Raw genomic sequence first — 18,983 nt, 5'->3', positions numbered from 1 at the left:
ACTCACTGATAGTACGTGAGGGTACCTTGCGTTGCAATAAGACTGTTGTCTAAATACCCTCAATCAGACGCATGGCGAACACAATCGGCAAGCCGGCGGCGATCACGCGGCGCGCGGCGGCGCCGTTGTCGTAGGGAATGCGGTAATACACCAGTTCGCGCGCGCTGTCGTCGTACAGCGCGTAGCAGGCGGCGCTGTTGCCATCGCGCGGCTGGCCCACCGCGCCCGGGATCACCAGGTACTGGTGCTGCGGGGCAATTGCGATGCGCGTGCCCGGCACCGGCACGTGCGCGCCCATGCGCCCATCGTCGGCGCGCCGGTACAGCGCCGGCGTGTGCACGTGGCCCGAAAACACCATGCGCTTGCGCGCCGCGCGCAGGCTGCGCTCGGCCGGCTCGATCCCGGTCACGTACTCCCACTTGACCGGGTCGTGCGCGCTGGCATGGACGAACAGCATGCGCTCGAGCTCCTGGGTCAGCGGCAAGGCGGACAGGAAAGCCATCTGTTCGGCGCTGAGCTGGCCGCGGGTCCACTCGATCACCTCGCGCGCCTCGAAATGCATCTGCGGCCGCGTTTCGTGGGTGACCGAATAGTCATGATTGCCCTGCACCGCCACCGCCCCGCGCGCCACGTGCTCCATGACAGTGTCGAGCACCCAGGCCGGATCGGCGCCATAGCCGACAAAGTCGCCCGTAAACGCGTACTGGTCGGCCTTCTGGGCGCGCGCATGCGTCAGGCAAGCATCCAGTGCTTCGCGGTTGGCGTGCAGGTCGGTAAGCAGGGCAAGGCGCATGGTGGGGATGGCGTCGCTTGGCGCGAAATAAATATTGCTATTTTGAAATCAATGACTAGTGTTCAACTTCATTATAGCGTGGGATGGCCTGTATTCTGATCGGCGCTACTGAGGCGAGCGTCGATGAAGGTGTGGGACATGCCAGACAGCACGAAGTGTACAAAATGGATGTACTTTTTATGAGTCAGGTTTGAAACGTTGGAATGCTATTCCGGTAACACTGTCCATCACCGGTCGTTTTCGTACACCAGGACTGGAATGGCACACCCATCCTCTTTTTTAATTAAGAATGCGCGCAAAATTTTAATCGCGAACCAGCTTAATAAGGCTAGCCTGATCAGGAGCTACCATGATGAAGGAACTGCTCCATGAGCCCTCTCCATGCCAGCCGGCTCGGCCACTACGTCACCACGGTGGCATTTGACGGGACAGTAAAAACCTCTGTGCCGCCCCCCTTGCCGCCGGTGCCGGCGTTGGAACTATCGGCGCGGCTGGTACAGAAATTGAGCAAGGCCGATCGCGCCATCGGCCGCCTGCGGCCTGCCGGGCCGGTCAAACCGGCCCGTCGCCTTTGCGTTACCGGGGAATTGCGCCTGTCCTGAATGTACTACGGAGAAGTTACTTTTACAACAAAATTATCAATTATGCAAGCAAGTGACGCGCTGACGGCGTGACCGCCCGCGCGGCACGCTTTCTTACATGGTTCTCAGGCTATGCCGCAGCGACATGACCAGCCAGACGGCGGCGCCGAACAGCACGATCCACAGGCTGGCGGCGGCCACCGTGCGGCGCCGATTGGAGCAGGGCGGCGGTCCGTGGCGGTTGGCCAGCTGCTTGCCGGGAATGAGGGACAGCGCGGCAAACACCAGCCCATGCAGCCATGCCGGCGCGCCGGCCAGGGGGACGAACAGCAGCCCGGCCAGCCACCACGGCAAGCCGATATCGCGCAGGCGGCGCGAGGCGACCACGGCCAGCAGCCCGGTCGTCAGGAGCAGGAGCGCAATCCGCAGATTGCCGGCCCCGTCCATCTGGAAGCAGACCATGCACAGCATGACCAGCAGGCACAGCACAACCGGGGCGAGGGAGTACGCCATGTAGCGCACGCGGCCGATCCGCCCCGCCGCCTGCAACAGATGCGGCCGATAGCAGGCCGGGACAGCGGCCGGCCCGGGATCGCTCACGCGGCGCCGGCGTACTGCAGGTAGCCGCGCGCGCGCAAGGCGCAGGCCGGACAGGTGCCGCAACCGTAGCCCCAGGCATGCAGCTCGCCGCGCTCGCCCAGGTAGCAGGTGTGGGTGTCGGCCCGGATCAGGTCGACCAGCGCATCGCCGCCGGCCTGGTGCGCCAGCTGCCAGGTTTGCTTCTTGTCGATCCACATCAGCGGCGTTTCCAGCTTCAGGCGGGTGGCCATGCCCAGGTTGAGCGCGACCTGCAAGGCCTTCATGGTGTCGTCACGGCAGTCCGGATAGCCGGAAAAATCGGTTTCGCACATGCCGCCGACCAGCACATTCAAGCCGCGCCGGTAAGCCACGGTGGCGGCCACGGTCATGAACAGCAGGTTGCGGCCCGGCACAAAGGTATTCGGCAAGCCGTTGGCCTGCATTTCGATGGCGACGTTGCTGGTCATGGCGGTATCCGAAATCTTGCTGATCAGGGACAGGTCGACCAGGTGATCCTCGCCCAGGCGCGCATCCCAATCGCCCTTCAAGGCGCGCATCTTGCCCAGCACCGTGGGGCGCACGGTCAGTTCGATGGCGTGCCGCTGGCCATAGTCGAAGCCGATGGTTTCGACGCGCGCGTAACGCTCCAGCGCCCAGGCCAGGCAGGTGGCGGAGTCTTGTCCGCCGCTAAACAAAACCAGTGCGCCATCAGCTTGATGCATAGTGTATTTTCCAAATCGTTAGACGTTCGCCATCATGTCGGCCGATCCGGTAAGATGCCTCAGCATTTTCCCGAATGGAGCGCCATGTTTCCCGCAACACCAGACAAAACAATAGCCCGGACGCCGCGCCAGCGACGAATTTTGGCACAAATCGCCGTGAGCGTGTGCCTTGCGGCCGCTCCGGCAGCAGCCCTGGCGCAAGAGCCGCCAGCCGCCCCCCAGCAAGCCGCAGCGCGCGGCATCGACTACTCGGTCAAGGTGGACGCCCCCGGCCCGCTCGACGACCTGCTCGAAGAAAATCTCGACCTGGTGCGCTGGCAGGGCAACCCGCGCCTCGACCTCGACCAGCTGCAGCGCCTGGTCAAGGCCGCGCCCGAGCAAGCCAAGATCCTGATCGCCACCGAAGGCTATTATTCGCCCAAGGTCAGCGCGGGACTGGACACCAGCGGCGCCAAACCGGTGGCGCGCATCACGGTCGACCCGGGCCAGCCGGTGCTGGTGGGCGACGTGGAACTGGTGCTCAAGGGCTTCGAGCCGGTCGGCACCGATGCCAAACCGTACGACGCGGCCGACCTGCGCAAGCGCTGGGGCTTGCCGGTGGGCAGCCGTTTCCGCCAGGCCGACTGGGAAGGCGCCAAGCGCAACCTGCTGCGCCAGGTGATGATGGCGCGCTATCCGCGCGCCCAACTGGTCGAATCGAGTGCCATCGTCGACCCCGACATGCGCCGTGCCCTGCTCAAGGTGGTCCTCGACAGCGGCCCCGAAGCGCGCTTCGGCGAACTGCGCGTCGAAGGCTTGAAACGCTATTCGCCCACCATCGTCAGCAACCTCAATCGCATCCGCCCCGGCCAGGAATACAACGAAGCGGCCCTGCAAGCCTACCAGGCGCGCCTGCAGGACACCGGCTACTTCAGCACCGTGGAAGTGAGCGCCGACATGGCGGCCGCGCTGTCGGAAGACATCGACGCCATGACCGACGACCAGAAAGCCATCCCGCGCCCGCCCGTGGCCAACCCGGCGATCCTGCCGGTGCTGGTGCGCGTGACCGAGAACAAGCAGAAAAACGTCGACGTCGGTCTCGGTTATTCGACCAACACCGGTGCCCGCGCCCAGCTCAATTACGACGACCTCAATGTGTTCGGCCTGCGCATGAAAAGTAACCTGATCATGGAACAGAAGCGCCAGACCGCGCGTGCCGACTTCTATTTTCCGACCACCGAAAAAGGCTATAGCGACAGCTTCGGCGCCGGTTTCGAGCGCAACGACCTGCGCGGCGAAGTGACCAACGTGGCCACCGTGGCCGGACGGCGCGCCTGGGGCACGCCGCTGCTCGAACGCAGCCTGACCCTGGAATACCTGAGCGAGCGGCGCCTGGTCGAAGGCATCGAAACGCGGCGCAGCAACAGCGTACCGCTCACCTTCAGCTGGACCAAGCGCGCGCTCGACAACCTGGTGCTGCCGAAGCGCGGCTATGTGCTCAACGCGCAGTTCGGCGGCGCCGTGCTGCCGGTGCTGACCGACGAACGCTTCCTGCGCGCCAGCACGCGCTTCATCCATTACCGTCCGCTCGGCCCATCGACCAACCTGATCGTACGCGCCGAAGCGGGCGTACTGGCGTCAAAACAGAAGGAAGGCGTGCCATCGACCTTCCTGTTCCGCGCCGGCGGCGACCAGTCGGTGCGCGGCTACGGCTACCAGGAACTGGGCGTGCGCGAAGGCGACGCCATCGTCGGCGGGCGCTATCTGCTCACCGGCAGCGTCGAATACCAATACTGGTTCAAGCCGCCGTGGGGCGTGGCCTTCTTCTACGACGCCGGCAACGCCGCCGACAAATTCAAGGACCTGAAACCGGAATCGGGCTATGGCATCGGTGCGCGCTGGCGCAGCCCGGTCGGCCCGATCAACGTCGACGTCGCCTACGGGCAAGCGCTGAAAAAAGCGCGCCTGCACTTCTCACTGGGCTTTACATTCTGATGACTACCGCCGACACCCCTACCACCCCGTCGCCCCGCCAGCACGGCCAGCGCCGCTGGCCGCGCCGCGTCGCCATCGGCGTCGCCGTCAGCGGCGCCCTGCTGGGCGGCGCCTACTGGTACCTGGGACGCGAAACCACCCTGCAAATGCTGGTCCAGCGCGTAGCCAACGCCAGCGGCGGCAGCATCGTCGTCACCGGCGTGAAAGGCTCGCTGTACGGCGCCATGCACCTCGATAAAGTCGTCTACCGCACCCCGGAACAAGTCGTCACCGCCGAAAATATCGACATCGACTGGTCGCCCTTCCAGTACCTCAGCCGCGGCGTGGCCATCAACAAGCTGCACGTGGCCACCCTGCGCATGAATACCCTGCGCGAAGGCGAACCGGCCAAGATGCCGGCCAAACTCGCGCCGCCCTTCAAGCTCGAAGTCGACGATGCGCGCCTGTCCAGGGTCATCCTGACCAATGCGGCCGTCCCGGGCGCCGAAACGGTGATCACCGAGGTCCGCTTCGACCTGCTGGGCGACCAGCGCCAATGGGCTTTGCGCAAAGCCAGTGCGATTACCCCGTGGGGCAAGGCCATGGCCGACGCCAGCATCGGCACCGCCAAGCCATACAAGCTGGCCGGCACCGCCAGCCTGACCCAGATCGCGGTAGCGGCCGGCCAGCAGCCGGCGCAGATCAAGCTGGGCGTCGGCGGCGACCTGGAAACCACGCAACTTGACGCCAGCGCCGTCTCGGGCAAGGCCGAAGGCGACGCCAAGTTCACGCTGGCGCCGTTCGAGCCGATTCCGCTGCGCGCCATGACCATCCATGGCAAGAACATCGACCCGGGCTTTTTCAATCCCGAACTGCCCAAGGCCGACCTGTCGCTGGCGATCACGGCGCGCATTGAAGCGAACCGCAATATCGCCGGCAGCGTCATGATCGACAACGCCGGCGCGACCGGCCCGGTCGACCTGCAACGGCTGCCGCTGCGCTCCATGCGCGGCGAACTGAAAGGCAACCTGTCGGCGCTGGAGATCGGCGCGGTGCTGATCGACCTGGGCGACGCCGGCAAATTCACCGGCAGCGGCACGGTGGCGCGCAGCGCCGCCGACAAAGGCATCGGCAGCGCCAGCTTTGCGCTGCATACCGACGGCATCGACATGAAGCGCCTCCACAGCCGCATGAAGTCGACCAGGATCGCCGGCGACATCACGGTCGCCAACGCGGGCAACACCCAGACCTTCACCACCAGGCTGGTGGAAGCGGGCATGCGCCTGGAAGCGAAAGCCACCCTGGCCGACAACGTGCTGACGGTGCAGCAGGCGCGCCTGGCCGCCGGCGGCAGCAGCGTGGGCCTGACCGGCAGCGCCAACCTGGCCGGCAAGCGCGAATTCAAGGTCAGCGCCAGCGCCGTCAAGTTCGACCCGGCCGCCTTTGGCGACTTGCCGAAGGCCGACATCAATGCCGACATCAACGCCGCCGGCTTCCTGTCGCCGGCATGGAAAGTGGCGGCCGATTTTGCGCTGCGGCCAAGCCGCCTGTTCGACCAGCCGCTGTCGGGCAAGGGCAGGCTCAATGCCGACGCCGCGCACATCAGCGGCGTGGACGCCACCCTCGCGCTGGGAAAAAATACGGCGCAATTGAAAGGCAGTTTCGGGGCGCCCGGCGAAAAACTGACCTGGAACGTCAACGCCACCGACCTGGCGGCCGCGCGCAGCGATTTGTACGGCGCGCTGGCGGCCAGCGGCGTCGTCACCGGCACCATGCAGGCGCCGCGCACCACGTTCGAGGTCGACGCCACCGGCCTCGGTTGGGTGGCGGCGGCGCGCAAGACCAATAACAGCCTGCTGCACGCCAGCGGCGAAGCATGGCTCGCGGGGGGAGCAAATGCGGGCGCGGTCGACGTCACGGCGGCCGGCACGGCGCAGCGCTTCAATCCGGGCGCCTTCGGTTCGCCGCTGGCGGGCAGCATCAACGGCAGCTTCGACGCCGCCGGCCGCTCCGGCCCTGACTGGCGCGCCAACCTGAATCTGGCGCTGCAGCCATCGACCCTGGCCAATTCACCGCTGTGGGGCTACGCCAAGGTCGCCGCCGACAGCAAACACGTCTCGAACGCCGACGTCGACCTGCACGTGGGACCGAACATCGTGGCCGCCAAGGGCAGTTTCGGCGCCGGCGCCGACAAGCTTGACTGGCGCATCGATGCCACCCAGCTGGCCGCGCTCGGCCCCGACTTCGGCGGCGTGCTCAAAGGCGCGGGCACCGTGTCGGGCACGATGGCCGCACCGGCCGTCAGCGCCGCGCTGGAAGGCCAGAACCTCAAGGTGCTCGGCAAGCACCAGGTCAAGACCCTGCGCGCCAGCGCCAATCTTGGCAGCGGCCGCGGGGCCGACGATCCGCTGGTCAGCGACATCGCCATCACCGAGTACGTCAGCGGCGAGACCCGCATCGACAGCGCGCACCTGCAAACGAGCGGCACGCGCGGCGCCCACCTCCTGCGCCTGGACGCGCGCAGCGACGCGTTCGATGCCACCGGCGAGATCCGCGGCGGCTGGGCCAACAGCGCCTGGACCGGCACCGTGGCGGCGCTCCAAAACAAGGGCCGCTACGCGTTCGCGCTGCAAGCGCCGGTCCCGCTGCGCATTGCGGTCGCTCCCGGCGCCGGCGTGGCCGGCCTGGCCACGCCGCAGCAAATCAGCATGAGCAACGCGGTGATCAAGCTCCCCAACGGCAGCGTGAGTGTCCAGTCGCTGGAAAAGAACGGTCCGCACTGGACCAGCAAGGGCGTGGCGGCCGGCGTGCCGCTCACCTACCTGGCGCAATTCTCGCCGGGCATGCGCGACGCCATCAGCGGCGACCTCTCGCTCGGCGCCGACTGGTCGCTCGACATGCAGGCGCCCGCCGGCGCCACGCCGGCCCTGAACGGCTCGGTGCACGTGTTCCGCGAAAGCGGCGACGTGATCGCCGGCGCCGAAGTGCCAGTGGTGCTGGGCTTGCGCATGCTCGACCTGCGCGCCGACGTCGCCAGCGGCGCGCTGCGCGTGCAGGCCAAGGTCGACGGCACCCGCGTCGGCCAGGCCAACGTGGACGCCACCGCGCAAATGATCGACGGCCGCCTGGGCAATGCAAGCCCCCTGAAAATGACGGCCAATGCCGACATGGTCTCGATCGCGTGGCTGGCCCCCTTCACCGGCCAGCCGGCGCTGGAACTGGACGGCGCGCTCAAACTCGCGCTGACCGGGGGCGGCACGGTCGGCACGCCGACCCTGAACGGCAGCGTCAATGGCGACAAACTGGCGCTGCGCTGGGCCGAACAGGGCATCAAGCTCAGTAACGGCCAGCTGCGCGCCCAGCTGGCGGGCGACCAGCTGCTGCTCCAGCGCCTCAGTTTCGACGGCGTGCAGGGCACGATGATGGCCGACGGCGCGGTGCGCTTTGCCGGCGGCGAAGCGACCATGCAGCTCAAACTGGTGGCCGACAAGCTCGAAATCCTGTCGCGTCCCGACCGCACCGTCGTCATCAGCGGCCAGAGTACGCTGGTGCGCGACGCCAAGCGCTTTTCGCTGGAAGGCAAATTCAAGGCCGACCGCGCGCTGATCGAACTGGCGCCGCAAGGCCGCCCTACCCTGTCGGACGATGTGATCGTGCTGGGCAGGGCCGGGGTCGGCACGCCGGCGGTCAAGGCCGAGCCGTCCATGCCGCTGGCGATGGATGTGGAGGCCGATCTCGGCGACGCCTTCCGCCTGCGCGGCATGGGCATCGATGCCGAACTGGCGGGTTCGCTGCGCGTGCGCACCACCGGCGGGCGTCCACCGCGCGTCAACGGCTCCATCAGCGTGACCAGCGGCACCTACAAGGCGTATGGACAGAACCTCGATATCGAACGCGGCGTGCTGACCTTCAGCGGCCCGTCCGACAACCCGGCCCTGAACATCCGCGCGGTGCGCAGCCGGCCGGAAGGCGAGCAGCTCTCCGAGACCAACGTCGAAGCCGGCGTCGAAGTGCGCGGTTCGGCGCTCTCGCCGGTGGCCAAGCTGGTGTCGCGGCCATCGGTGCCGGACAGCGAAAAGCTGTCATGGCTGGTGCTGGGGCACGGGATGGAAGGAACCTCGGGGAACGAAGCGGGCTTGCTCAGCGCCGCCGCCGGCGCCCTGCTGGGCGGTTCGGGCAGCAGCGGCGGCTTCCAGTCGCGCCTGGCCAATTCGCTGGGCGTCGATGAACTGGGCCTGTCGCAGGCCAAGGGGCTGGAAAGCACCGTGGTCACGGTCGGCAAGCGGATTTCATCGCGCGCCTACCTCAGTTTCGAGCAGGGAGCGACGACCGCATCGAGCCTGGTCAAGCTGCGCTACAAGCTCAATCCGCGCATCACGCTGCAGTTCCAGACCGGGACCAACACCGCGCTCGACGTGCTCTATTCGTGGGCCTTCGACTAATGCAGGAAGGTGCTCGGCTTCGGGTCGGGCACCGGATCGTCGTCCTGCGGGTGCTTGACCGGCGGATGATGCGGATGGGGATTGTCGAACGGCTCGGGCGTAGGTTCATCGACCGGCACGGGGTCCGGTGCGCGATGGGCGTCGATGGCTGCTGGGTTCATGTGGGTCGCTCCTGGTTGGTGGAGCGACGACATTAGCACATGCCCGGCCGCGAGGCCGTACGCTTGACCGGCCTTGCGGGGCCGCCTTGCGCGGCCGCGCCGGCGTTTACGGCTTGGCGTTCTTGACGTACTTGTCGAGCCAGGAACTGGTCTCGTACAGCATGTGCATGATCGATTCGCGCGCGCGGTAAGCGTGGCTTTCGTTGGGCAGCAGCACCAGGCGCGCCGTGCCGCCCAGGCCCTTCATGGCCTGGAACATGCGCTCGCTCTGCATCGGGAAGGTGCCCGAATTATTATCCTGCTCGCCGTGGATCAGCAGCAGCGCATCCTTGATCTTGTCGGCGTTATTAAACGGCGACATGGCCTGGTACACCTCCTTCGCCTTCCAGAACTCGCGCTCTTCGGACTGGAAGCCGAACGGGGTGAGCGTGCGGTTGTAGGCGCCGCTGCGCGCCACGCCGGCCTTGAACAGGCGCGTGTGGGCCAGCAGGTTGCCGGTCATGAAAGCGCCGTACGAGTGGCCGCCGATGGCGATGCGGTGGCGCTCGGCCACGCCGCGCCGCACCACTTCGGCCACCGCCGCTTCGGCGTTGGCCACCAGTTGCGGCAGGTAGCTGTCGTTCGGTTCGGCGTCGGCGGAGCCGACGATCGGCATCGACGGGTTATCGAGCACCGCGTAGCCCATCGCCAGCATCGGCGCCGGCCCCCAGAAGCTGATGGCGTTGAAGCGGAATGGCGAACCGGTGGTCTGGCTGGCCGCGCTGGCGCTCTTGAAGTCCTGCGGATACGCCCACATCAGCAGCGGCAGCGGGCCATCGCGCTTCGCTTCGTAGTTCGGCGGCAGCATCAGGGTGGCGGTCAGGTCGACGCCATCGGCGCGCTTATAGCGGATCTGCTCCTTCTGCACATCCTTCAACTGCGGGGTCGGATGCGGGAAATGGGTGAGCGCCGTCAGTTGCGCCGCGCCGCTGCGTTTCAGGTCGCGCACATAAAAATTCGGGCGCTCGGTGGGCGACTCGCGCGTGGTCAGCAGGCGCATGCCATCGTCGCTGAGCACCGTCACGATGTTCTCGTAAAACGGCGCCTCGCTGCGGAACAGGCGCTCCTTGGCCTTGCTGGCCAGGTTGAAGCGGTCCAGAAAAGGGCGATCACCCTCGTTCGAAGCGCCGCTGCCCCCTAGCAGGATGGTCGAATCGGCGCCGACGATCAGGCGCGAACGGCCCGCGCTGTCGGGCATCGTGACGGGCGAGCCGGGGTTGTTGTAGCGGTCCTCGGCGGAATACGAAAACAGCAGCTCGGGCGCCGCCGTGTCGTGCTCCGGCCGGATACGCCAGATCTTGACGGCGCGCGTCTTGTACCAGTCCTCGCCCAGCAACGCGACGTCGCCATTGCCCCAGACGACGCGGTCGTAGCGCGAACCGAGCCTGGCCAGCACCTTCGGCTCGCCGGCGAACGGCGCGGCGTGGGAGTACACAATGTCGCGCACCTCGGCCGCCTTGGCCGGATCGCCCCCATCCTGCGCTACGGCCCAGACCAGCGTGGCCGGGGCGTCGGCGCGCCAGCTGACCTTGCGCACGCCGGCGGAAACGGCATCGTTCCCCGGCGGCAGGCCTTCTTCGAGCGGCTTGTCGACCACCAGGTGCACCGGCTTGCCGCTCAAATCGCGCACATCGACGCGGCGCGGGAAGGCCGATGCCGGTACCACGTACGAGAAGGGGCGCTGCAGCACGGAGGCCAGCAGCAGCTGGCCGTTCGGCGCCACCGAGACGCTGGTGAACAGTTCGGGATTGCCGATCAGGCGCAGCTTGCCCGACAAATCGACCAGCGCCAGTTGCGAGCTGGCGTAGTGCTCGAACAGACGCGCGTCTTCTTCGTTTTTCAGCAAGTCCTGGTAGGTGCGCAACTGGCGCGCACCGACGCTGACCTGGCTGTCCTGCAGAATCGGCCCGCCCGGCACGCCGGTCGACTGCGGCGCCTTGCCGCGCCCAATGGGCTTGAGGTGCAGCAGCAGGCCTTTGGCGTCCGGCATCCAGGTAAAACCCGAGCCGTCCAGGTAGGACAGCGGCTGCGCGGTCAGGCGCCGCGCGATGCGGGTATTGATATCGACCAGCCACAGCTCAACCCCGGAGGCGCCATCGCGGTCGGCGTAGGTGACGTGGGTGAAGGCCAGGTAGCGCTGGTCGGGCGACCAGGCGCTGTCGGCCAGGCGCAGCTGGCGCGGCAGGCCCATGATCTTGATTTCCTTCTGGGTGGCGATATCGAGCAGCTTGAGCCCCGTGCCGAAGGAAAAGCGGCTTGGCGAATAGGTGCGCGGATTGATGCGCAAGCCGGCCAGCTTCAGTTCCGGCTGCGCCACTTCGGCGATGCTGGGCAGGGCCGGCGTATCGACCATCACCGCCAGGTTACGCTGCGGCGACAGGCCCAGCGCCGGCGCGCGCGGCGCATCCACGATGGCCTGCAACTGCGCCGGTGGCAACTGGTACTGGGAATGCGCATTGGGTGCTGCGGCGAGCAGTGACATGGTCAGCGGGACGATAGGGAGGCGGTGGCGCATGGGGGTCTCGGGTGAAGGCGATCCGCCATCTTGCGCACTCGCGGCGGGCTTGTCAATCGGCTCTTCTCCCGTATTTACTGAGCGTATGGCGCGCACGGCGGGTGCGGGCGGCGGGGTGCGGCGGGCGTTTATAATGCGTGTTTCCGGACCGGATACAGAATCGCCATGTCAATTACCACTCTCGCGCTGCTGGCGCTCGCCCCTTTCCTGGTGTGGCGCTTTTACCAGCGTCTCAAGGCGATGATGATGCGCCAGCGCTCGATCGTATCGCGCCATTACACGGGGGTGGGCGTGTTCGCGGCCATGATCCTGGTGGCGGGGTCGGAGGTGATTGCGCGGCCGGCGCTGCTTGGCTGGCTGGCGCTGGGCACGGCGGGCGGCATCGCGTACGGGATCTGGGGGTTGCGCCTGACCAGGTTTGAAAACGATACCTGCCACTTCACGCCGAACGCGCGTTTGGGGATGGTGATCGCGATGCTGTTTTTTGCGCGGGTGATGTATATCGGGGTGGAGATTTATGCGAACCAGGGCAGCAATGTGCCGACGCCGGGGTTCACCGACAGTTTTATCACCCTGCTTGCGCTGGGGCTGACGGCGGGGTATTTCGGGACCTATTCGGCGGGCTTGATCCGCTGGCGCCGGGCCTTGAAGAAGGCGGTGAACAGCGCATAGTCGCCTTTTGCGCCACCACCGCCATCGTTCCAGCCACTAACCCCGTCGTTCCTGCCATTGGCAGAACCGACTTCCCGCGCCAAGGCGGCACTCGGCGGGAACGACGGAGCTAAGGGCGGCGATCGAAGGCAGCTATAACGTCAGACCGCCACCGCAGGCGTCACCCTGCGCTGTAAAACGAAAATCGGCTGCGCCCACGGCATATCTTTCTTCTTCTTGCTGGTGATGAGGGTCAGCTCCGACGGGTCGTACACATCCGTGTTGTGCGTCAGCGGCGTCGTCATCAAATACTGCGCCTCGGTGTTCTTGAGGAACTCGCCCACCAGCTGGATATTCCGGATATCCAGGTGGGCAAACGGTTCATCGATGAACACGAACCCGCCCGACCCGTCTTCCGACTTCAGTAAACCAATCAGCAGCACCAAGGACTTCATCACCTGCTGCCCGCCCGACGCTTCGCCGTCGTTCATCCCGATCTGGTCCTTGCCGTCGAACTTGAAGCGCACGTGCAGGCCCGCCTGCGACAACTGCACGTCTTCGTTCTCCAGTTTGACCGGATCGGCATGCACTTCGATGCCCGCCAGTTCCCCCAGCTCCTTGATGTTCTTGCTGTAGGTCTTGATGGTGTAGCGCAGCCGCTCGATGTAGGCGCCGCGCGCGTTGGCGGTCGCTTCGATCGCGCGGTTGTTCTGGTAGCGCCGTTCGTCGGTCTCGGTCTGGCGGCCCTGCAACTGCTCGTTCAGGCGGTGATGCTGGTCGATGACGGTGGCGTCGAGCTCCCAGTCGTCGCGCGCGAGACTATGTTCCAGCGACGCGACGCGCAGGTCGACCTGATGCGCGTTCTGGTGTTCGGCCACCAGCGAGGCACGCCGCGCCGGACGGCGCCAGCCTTGCGGCAGATGGCGCCACGCGCGGCGCAGTTCGAGCAAGGCGCGCGCATGGTCGGCGCGCTGCTCGATCTGGCGCTTGTGGCCGAGCCGCAGCCCGGCTTCGGCTTCCGACAGGGCCATGCGCGCGTTCTGCCACGTGGTGTCGGCACGCGTGCGCGTCACCGTGGCCGCTTTGGTCAGTGCCTGCAAGTCGCCCAGGCGCGCGCCGACTTCCAGGCGCTCGGCCTTGAGCGGCACCGTGCCGCGCAAGGCTTCGTCGAATTCGGCCTGGCGCGCGGCCAGCTCCTTGGCCGCGTCGACACCGGCGATGCGGGCCTTGAGCGCGCCGACTTCATAGGCCAGCTTGCTGATGGCGAGCGTGAGCGCGTCTTCCTGCGCTTCCAGCGCCGGCAATGACTTTTGCAGCGCTTCCATGCGCTGGGTGCGGCCGGCAGTGCCGAAGCGGTAGCGCGACACTTCGACGAACAGCGAGCGCCCACCGCGCCGTTCGCGGTGATACGCGTCCGGCGTGATCCACTCGGCATCCTTGTGCAGCTTGAAGCCCTTCTCCACCGAGTCGACCCGCTCGATGCGCGCCAGCTGGTCGATCAGCCATGGCGGCGCGGCGGCCGAAAAACGCACCACCGACAGCAGACTGTCATCCTTCACCGCGGGGGCCTTGACGCATTCGGGGACGATGAAGTGGCGATAGCGCTCCTTCTCGGCCAGCCGGTACGCGGCCGCGGCATCCTTGGCGCGTTCGAGCAGCACCACCGAGGCGTACCCGCCCAACACACCTTCCACCGCACCCTGCCACTTCGGATCGGTCACTTCGACGATATCGGACAGCATCGCGTGCGGGATGCCGTCGTCGCGCAGCGCGCGGCGCATGCCGCGCACGGCGTCCGGCTCGGGCATGGCGCTCTTGCCCTGCAAGGCCGAGATGGTCGACTTTTCGGTCAGGATGCGGCTGGCCAGCGCGTCGCGCAACTGGCGCTGGCGTGCCAGTTCGGCTTCTTTCTGGTCCAGCTGGGCCGCCACTTCGGCGATATCCGCGCCCGAATCGGCGGCCAGCTTTTGCAGGCGCTGCTTCTGTTCGAGCAGGCTGTCGAGCGGTTTCAATTTGGCGTTGACCTGGTTCAAACGGCTGCCCAGCACCGTCGCTTCCTGCTCCAGCAGCGTTTCCTGCTGCTGCGCGTCCGACAGCGCCTTGGCCTGCGCCGCCAGCGCGTTGCGCTTTTCGGTCAGCTGCGTGTCGGCCTGCGCCATCGGTTTACGGGCGTCGCGCAGCGCGCGGCTGCCCGCCGCCGCCTTTTCGCGCGCCTCGTGGTATTCCAGGCTCGGAAGCACCTCTTCCAGCAGGTTGCGCCGTTCCTTGTGCAAGTCTTCCCACTGGTGATAATTGACCACGCGCAGGCGCAAGCCTTCCAGGTTGGTGCGCGAGGCTTCCAGTTCGCTCTCGAAGCGCTTCAGTTCCGTCTCGGTGTCGCGCTGGTGGCGCTTGGCTTCGTCGTAGGCGTCCAGCACTTCCTTGTCGCCGAACACCTGGAACACCAGGTCGAGCAACTGGCGCGGCGCGTATTCGCACAGCTTGTCGGTTTCGCCCTGCTCCAGCGCCAGCACCTTGGCCATGGCCGGCGACAGGCCGGCATTGTGCAGGCGCTTGCGGTAATTTTCGACGCCGAGCCAGTCGGTGGCGTCGTCGACTTCCTCGATCTGGATATTCCCCGGACGCATAAGGTACTGGCGCTTCCAGTCGCCGCCATTCTTTTCGATCTTGCAGAACAGCGTGACTTCATCGTCGCTGAAAAAGCCCGAGCTGCGGAACGGCCGGTTCGACAGCTGGCGTCCCACCGCCTTGTTGTCGACCACGGAGCGGATCCACGCGGTCTGCTGCCCCGAGTGGCGCGCATAGTGCTTGTAGGTACGGCCCATCGAGCAATCGAGCCCGAACAGGGTGCGCAGCGCGTCGAGCAAGGTGGTCTTGCCGGAGCCGTTCTGGCCGGCGATGGTGATGATCTTGGCGTCGAGCGGGATGTTCTTGATCCGTTGCCAGTAATCCCAGTGGACCAGTTCGAGCGATTTAATGTGGAACATGGGCTAGCCTCAGGTTGGGGTATCGGCGTCGGCGGCGCCAGGATCGGGCTCGATGGCGGCCAGCGCAATGGCGTCCGCCTCGGCGTCGCGGATGGCGCTGGCGTCGCGCATGGCGGTGGCGTCGTTGGCCGCCTCGCTGGCGGCCGGCCTGGGCACCACCACCGCCACCGGCGCTCGCTTGAAGACGTCGGCCAGGGCGCCGTTGATGATGCGTTCCTTGAGCACGTCGGTATCCATCAGCAGGTCGAGCAGCGGGCCTTCGAGGATCACGTCGCCGCGCCGCTCGATGAAGCCCATGCGCGAGAGCGCGCCCAGGTTCATGTCCATGCGCGTCTTTTTCCCGAGCTTGTCGCCGAAGTCCGACAGCAGCGCGGTGTACGAGATGCCGATCGAGGTGTCTTCGGCGCGCGGCATCGGCTTGTCCTTGTCGAACAGGTCGTTCTGGTCGTCGGAGGCGTTCTGGTGGGTCTCCTGGCGTTCGCGCTTGGGCAGGATGATCTGCGCCCACAGCACCACCAGCAGCGCCACGCCGTCGCGCGTGAGGCCGAAGTTATTGTTTTGCCAGATATCCTTGGCCCCGAAAATCTTCGGCTCCACGGCGCGGTGCAGCGCCAGCGTGACGTGGTCGGCGTAGACGTTGTCGAGCAGCTTCAGCCCCGATTCGAGCAGGCGCTTGTCGACTTCGGCGCGGAACAGTTCATCGGACAGCACGCGCTTGACCAGCTTGTCGTCGCGGCGCAGGGTCTGGTGCGTCAGCAGGCGCGCAATCAGGATTTGGGAGTCGTCATTTATCATCGGCCGGGCCGCTTTCCAGATCAAGTGAGAGGGTGGCGATCGACATCGCGAACACGTGCGGGTCGTTCAGCTGCACCATCTCGTCGGTGGGCGTGAAGGTGATCGGCAGGCGCGCCAGTTGCGCCGTGGCGCCTTGCAGGCTGGCCTCGGCGGCGTCGCCCAAGAGCGGCAGCATCGAGGCGCGGTAGGAGGCCACCGCAAAGCTGGCCGGCAGCAGCGAATCCTGGATCGGCACCGTTTTCGGGCCGTGCTCCGAGAAGCTGGGGAAGTTGCCGAGGTTGGCAAAATCGGCCAGGCGCGCCAGCCAGTCATCGAGTTCGGCCTGGATGGCGGGACCGTCGTTGATGGTCAGCGGGGCGTCCTCGCCCTGCGGCAGGCCGCTCGGGCCCATGCTGGCGCTGCGTTCGGCCAGCAGTTCGGTTTCGGCCACGTCGATCATTTCGGCCGGGGTGACGAACAGCGGCATCACCGGGCGGTCGATGGCGCCCTGCGCCAGGCTCGATAAATCGTCGTGCGCCAGCAGCCAGCGCTTGACATCGGTGGTCGACAGGCCGGACTGGCCGAGGTGCACGCGCTGGCGCTCGATCTGGTTTAACGCGCGCGAGAACATGCCCTGCATGTTCAGCAGCGCGCTCTGGGCGCGGCCGATGGCTTGCGCGGCCTTGTGGGTGGCCGAATCGGCCCGCTCGTCGCTGGTGATCGCGCGCAGGATCTCGGATCCCTTCTCGACCCAGTCGCAGGCCATGTGCCACTTCGCTTGCGAGGTGCGCAGGCGGAATTCGGAACCGGAGGCGATCGCGTCGCGGAATTCCTCGGTCAGTTCGACCAGGCGTCCCAGCAAGTGCTTGAGCTGTTCCACGGTGACCCCGCCCACGGCCTGGGCGCCGGCCACTTGCGAGAGCAGGAAGCCCATTTCGGCGTCGTCGTCGGCCTGGCCCATCGAGAGCAGGGTGTCGAGCGAAGACAGCACATTGCGCGCCATCGGCGTGACGCGGTACACGGCGGCCTGGGCATCCCAGGCCAGCAGGCTGTGCGAGCGCAGGCGGGTGAGCACCGTTTCCAGGCTTTCGGGAATCAGGTAAGCCAGTTTCTGGTTGATGTCGGCGCGCGAAAACGCGGTGGTGCTGGTATCGGCCGCCAGTTCGCGCAGCACCAGCAGGCGGATCAGCACGCCGTCGGCGCCGCCGTGGAACAGCGCGGTAAAGGCTTGCAGGGTCGGTTGCGCCCGCTTCAAATGGAAGACTTGCTCGATCTCGTCAGCCGAAATGCCGGCGTGAAAATGCGCCTGCAAGGAATCGTGGTCGTCTTGCCCTAAAGTCAGTGGTTCTGCAGCCACGCCTGCCGTTGTTTCCATCATCGTGTTCCGGTACCAGTTTCTTGCTCTGGGCAAAAGGTCTTGCCCTTGGGGGCGTCAGTATATCAGTTAAGCCAAGGCAATCCGACCAAATGGTCCCACCTTGCTTGCAATCTTGTTTCATTATTGCAAGAACTATTGAATCTAAAGTAATATCACATCATTAAGAGGAGAGATGCGTGGATCAAGACGAGTTGCAAAGGATTACAGCCTTGCCCGATTATTTGCCATCTCCGCAGGTGGAGAAGGAACTCGCCTCCCTGCTGCGCTCGTTCCGGAATGGGGTACCGACCGCGGCGGAAAAGTGGATGATGATGCAAGCGCTGTCGCAATTGGCCGACAGGCAATGGCAAACCTATGAAATCCTGCCGCACGCGGCCAGGAAGCGCCTGAGCGCGTTTGCAATCGGCGTGTGGGACCGGTGCGACCTCGATTCGACGGCCCTGATGCTGGCCACCATCCGCACGCTGGGGCTGGCCGATGCCCTGGCCTACGCCACCTCGGTCGATCCGGCCACCCTGGAGACCATTATCGCCGCACGCATCCGGCACGCCCACGCCTCGTTCGGAGATACCGTGGGCAATCCGTATGCGCTGATCAAACAACGCCAGCAACGCTAACGCCGTCCGCTCCCGGGCGCGGCACGCAGGCGCGCTTACTTCTTGCTGATCTTGTCGACCGTCTGTTCGATGAACTCGCCTTCTTCATCGCTATAGCGCAATTGCACCGGATACCAGTCGTGCGCCGGCGCCAGCCACAAGTCGATCACCTGGTCCTTGTCGCCCGGCGGCGGCGCCTTGACCAGGTGCAGCGCCTCGACCTCGCCCAATCCGGTCGTGATCTTTTCGCGGTTGACGACCTTGAACGACCACGGCTGCGCACTGCTGCGCCCGGCGACGAACAGGCGCCACTCCGAGCCCGGGGTGAATTTGTCGGGCTGGGCGCGCGCCAGCGCCGCCAGTTGCCATTGCGCGCTGCTGCGGTCCTGCTCGCCGCCAAGCAAGGGATAGGTGTCCTTGCCCGCGTTGAAACTCAAGGTCTTGGCGGCGCGGTCGAAGGTGGCCGTGGTGGCTTCCTTGCGCATGCGTTTCTCCACGAACAGATCCGGCGCGATGCCATAGTTGTCAATCTTGCCTTCGCTGCGGCTGTCGAGGATCTTGCCGAACAGCTGGGCCTTGGTTTCGGCAACCAGGCTGTACTTGCCCTCGCCCACGCGCCAGCTGACCAGGGCTTCGCCGCTCAGGGACAAGCCTTTCTGGCGCGCCTTGAGCGTGTAGTGCAAGTCGGCCGAAGGCGGCATGTTGACCGGACGCAGCTGCGCCTCGTGTTCGCCGGCAAACGCGCTGGCGCCGGAAACAGCGCCGCACAGGACGGTCGCGCCCAACAGATGGGTCAAAAGTAATGGTCGCAT

14 protein-coding genes are annotated in these 18,983 nt (G+C 66.0%); 5 read left to right on the top strand and 9 right to left on the bottom strand.

What is annotated here, in order from left to right; genetic code table 11:
* Positions 1 to 49 precede the first annotated feature (49 nt).
* Positions 50 to 793, bottom strand: coding sequence for a metallophosphoesterase family protein (locus F2P44_RS25755; protein ID WP_167090743.1), 744 nt, complete (start codon positions 791 to 793; stop codon positions 50 to 52).
* 368 nt (positions 794 to 1,161) lie between these two features.
* Between F2P44_RS25755 and F2P44_RS25750 the strand changes: the two genes are divergently transcribed.
* A complete protein-coding gene (locus F2P44_RS25750) occupies positions 1,162 to 1,395 on the top strand; it encodes a hypothetical protein (protein WP_167090611.1) in 234 nt (77 codons plus the stop codon).
* A 93-nt stretch (positions 1,396 to 1,488) separates the two neighbouring features.
* Here F2P44_RS25750 and F2P44_RS25745 read toward each other — a convergent pair whose 3' ends face one another.
* Positions 1,489 to 1,974: a DUF805 domain-containing protein gene (locus tag F2P44_RS25745; protein ID WP_167090740.1), complete on the bottom strand. Its 486-nt coding sequence runs from the start codon at positions 1,972 to 1,974 to the stop codon at positions 1,489 to 1,491.
* A complete protein-coding gene (queC, locus tag F2P44_RS25740) occupies positions 1,971 to 2,675 on the bottom strand; it encodes a 7-cyano-7-deazaguanine synthase QueC (protein WP_167090737.1) in 705 nt (234 codons plus the stop codon). Before queC ends, F2P44_RS25745 begins: the two co-directional genes overlap by 4 nt.
* An 84-nt stretch (positions 2,676 to 2,759) precedes the next feature.
* Between queC and F2P44_RS25735 the strand changes: the two genes are divergently transcribed.
* Together F2P44_RS25735 and F2P44_RS25730 are read left to right on the top strand one after the other, a co-directional pair.
* Positions 2,760 to 4,649 (top strand): autotransporter assembly complex protein TamA, encoded by a 1,890-nt coding sequence (locus tag F2P44_RS25735; RefSeq protein WP_167090734.1) that lies wholly within the window; start codon positions 2,760 to 2,762, stop codon positions 4,647 to 4,649.
* On the top strand, positions 4,649 to 9,070 hold the full coding sequence (locus tag F2P44_RS25730) for a translocation/assembly module TamB domain-containing protein (RefSeq protein WP_167090731.1): 4,422 nt from the start codon (positions 4,649 to 4,651) through the stop codon (positions 9,068 to 9,070). Before F2P44_RS25735 ends, F2P44_RS25730 begins: the two co-directional genes overlap by 1 nt.
* Here F2P44_RS25730 and F2P44_RS25725 read toward each other — a convergent pair.
* Both F2P44_RS25725 and F2P44_RS25720 read right to left on the bottom strand, forming a co-directional pair.
* Positions 9,067 to 9,231, bottom strand: a complete 165-nt coding sequence (locus F2P44_RS25725) for a hypothetical protein (RefSeq protein WP_167090728.1) — start codon at positions 9,229 to 9,231, stop codon at positions 9,067 to 9,069. The two genes, F2P44_RS25730 and F2P44_RS25725, sit on opposite strands and share 4 nt — an antisense overlap.
* 106 nt (positions 9,232 to 9,337) lie before the next feature.
* The gene (locus F2P44_RS25720; protein WP_167090726.1) at positions 9,338 to 11,785 is read right to left on the bottom strand and encodes a S9 family peptidase; all 2,448 of its coding nucleotides are present in this window, start codon (positions 11,783 to 11,785) and stop codon (positions 9,338 to 9,340) included.
* 165 nt (positions 11,786 to 11,950) lie between these two features.
* On the opposite strand from F2P44_RS25720, the gene F2P44_RS25715 reads away from it, so the two are divergent.
* Positions 11,951 to 12,457: a hypothetical protein gene (locus tag F2P44_RS25715; protein ID WP_187363426.1), complete on the top strand. Its 507-nt coding sequence runs from the start codon at positions 11,951 to 11,953 to the stop codon at positions 12,455 to 12,457.
* Between the two features lie 140 nt (positions 12,458 to 12,597).
* Here F2P44_RS25715 and F2P44_RS25710 read toward each other — a convergent pair whose 3' ends face one another.
* The 3 genes from F2P44_RS25710 to F2P44_RS25700 are packed head-to-tail and all read right to left on the bottom strand — an operon-like array spanning position 12,598 to position 17,575.
* The gene (locus F2P44_RS25710; RefSeq protein WP_167090723.1) at positions 12,598 to 15,423 is read right to left on the bottom strand and encodes an ATP-binding protein; all 2,826 of its coding nucleotides are present in this window, start codon (positions 15,421 to 15,423) and stop codon (positions 12,598 to 12,600) included.
* Positions 15,424 to 15,432: 9 nt separating this feature from the next.
* Entirely contained in the window at positions 15,433 to 16,215 is a 783-nt protein-coding gene (locus tag F2P44_RS25705; protein ID WP_370662750.1) for a hypothetical protein, read from the bottom strand.
* Positions 16,208 to 17,575 carry a hypothetical protein gene (locus tag F2P44_RS25700; protein WP_167090720.1) on the bottom strand — a complete coding sequence of 456 codons (1,368 nt, stop codon included), beginning with the start codon at positions 17,573 to 17,575 and terminating at the stop codon, positions 16,208 to 16,210. Before F2P44_RS25700 ends, F2P44_RS25705 begins: the two co-directional genes overlap by 8 nt.
* Positions 17,576 to 17,751: 176 nt before the next feature.
* Here F2P44_RS25700 and F2P44_RS25695 point away from each other — a divergent pair, with 176 nt between their 5' ends.
* Positions 17,752 to 18,192, top strand: coding sequence for a hypothetical protein (locus tag F2P44_RS25695; protein WP_167090717.1), 441 nt, complete (start codon positions 17,752 to 17,754; stop codon positions 18,190 to 18,192).
* 35 nt (positions 18,193 to 18,227) lie between these two features.
* Here the strand turns inward: F2P44_RS25695 and F2P44_RS25690 are convergent, their stop codons facing one another.
* Positions 18,228 to 18,983, bottom strand: a complete 756-nt coding sequence (locus F2P44_RS25690; protein WP_167090712.1) for a DUF3108 domain-containing protein — start codon at positions 18,981 to 18,983, stop codon at positions 18,228 to 18,230.

It is taken from the genome of Massilia frigida, assembly GCF_011682175.1.
GTDB classification, from domain to species: domain Bacteria; phylum Pseudomonadota; class Gammaproteobacteria; order Burkholderiales; family Burkholderiaceae_D; genus Telluria_A; species Telluria_A frigida.
The sequence above is the reverse complement of the archived record's forward strand: the minus strand, read 5'-3'. Positions and strand labels throughout refer to the sequence as shown.

Bases quoted from the DNA above. Each gene is read 5' to 3' on its own strand.
- F2P44_RS25755 (WP_167090743.1), bottom strand. From the start codon at position 793: ATGCGCCTTGCCCTGCTTACCGACCTGCACGCCAACCGCGAAGCACTG.
- F2P44_RS25750 (WP_167090611.1), top strand. From the start codon at position 1,162: ATGAGCCCTCTCCATGCCAGCCGGCTCGGCCACTACGTCACCACGGTG.
- queC (WP_167090737.1), bottom strand. From the start codon at position 2,675: ATGCATCAAGCTGATGGCGCACTGGTTTTGTTTAGCGGCGGACAAGAC.
- F2P44_RS25735 (WP_167090734.1), top strand. From the start codon at position 2,760: ATGTTTCCCGCAACACCAGACAAAACAATAGCCCGGACGCCGCGCCAG.
- F2P44_RS25730 (WP_167090731.1), top strand. From the start codon at position 4,649: ATGACTACCGCCGACACCCCTACCACCCCGTCGCCCCGCCAGCACGGC.
- F2P44_RS25725 (WP_167090728.1), bottom strand. From the start codon at position 9,231: ATGAACCCAGCAGCCATCGACGCCCATCGCGCACCGGACCCCGTGCCG.
- F2P44_RS25720 (WP_167090726.1), bottom strand. From the start codon at position 11,785: ATGCGCCACCGCCTCCCTATCGTCCCGCTGACCATGTCACTGCTCGCC.
- F2P44_RS25715 (WP_187363426.1), top strand. From the start codon at position 11,951: ATGTCAATTACCACTCTCGCGCTGCTGGCGCTCGCCCCTTTCCTGGTG.
- F2P44_RS25710 (WP_167090723.1), bottom strand. From the start codon at position 15,423: ATGTTCCACATTAAATCGCTCGAACTGGTCCACTGGGATTACTGGCAA.
- F2P44_RS25700 (WP_167090720.1), bottom strand. From the start codon at position 17,575: ATGATGGAAACAACGGCAGGCGTGGCTGCAGAACCACTGACTTTAGGG.
- F2P44_RS25690 (WP_167090712.1), bottom strand. From the start codon at position 18,983: ATGCGACCATTACTTTTGACCCATCTGTTGGGCGCGACCGTCCTGTGC.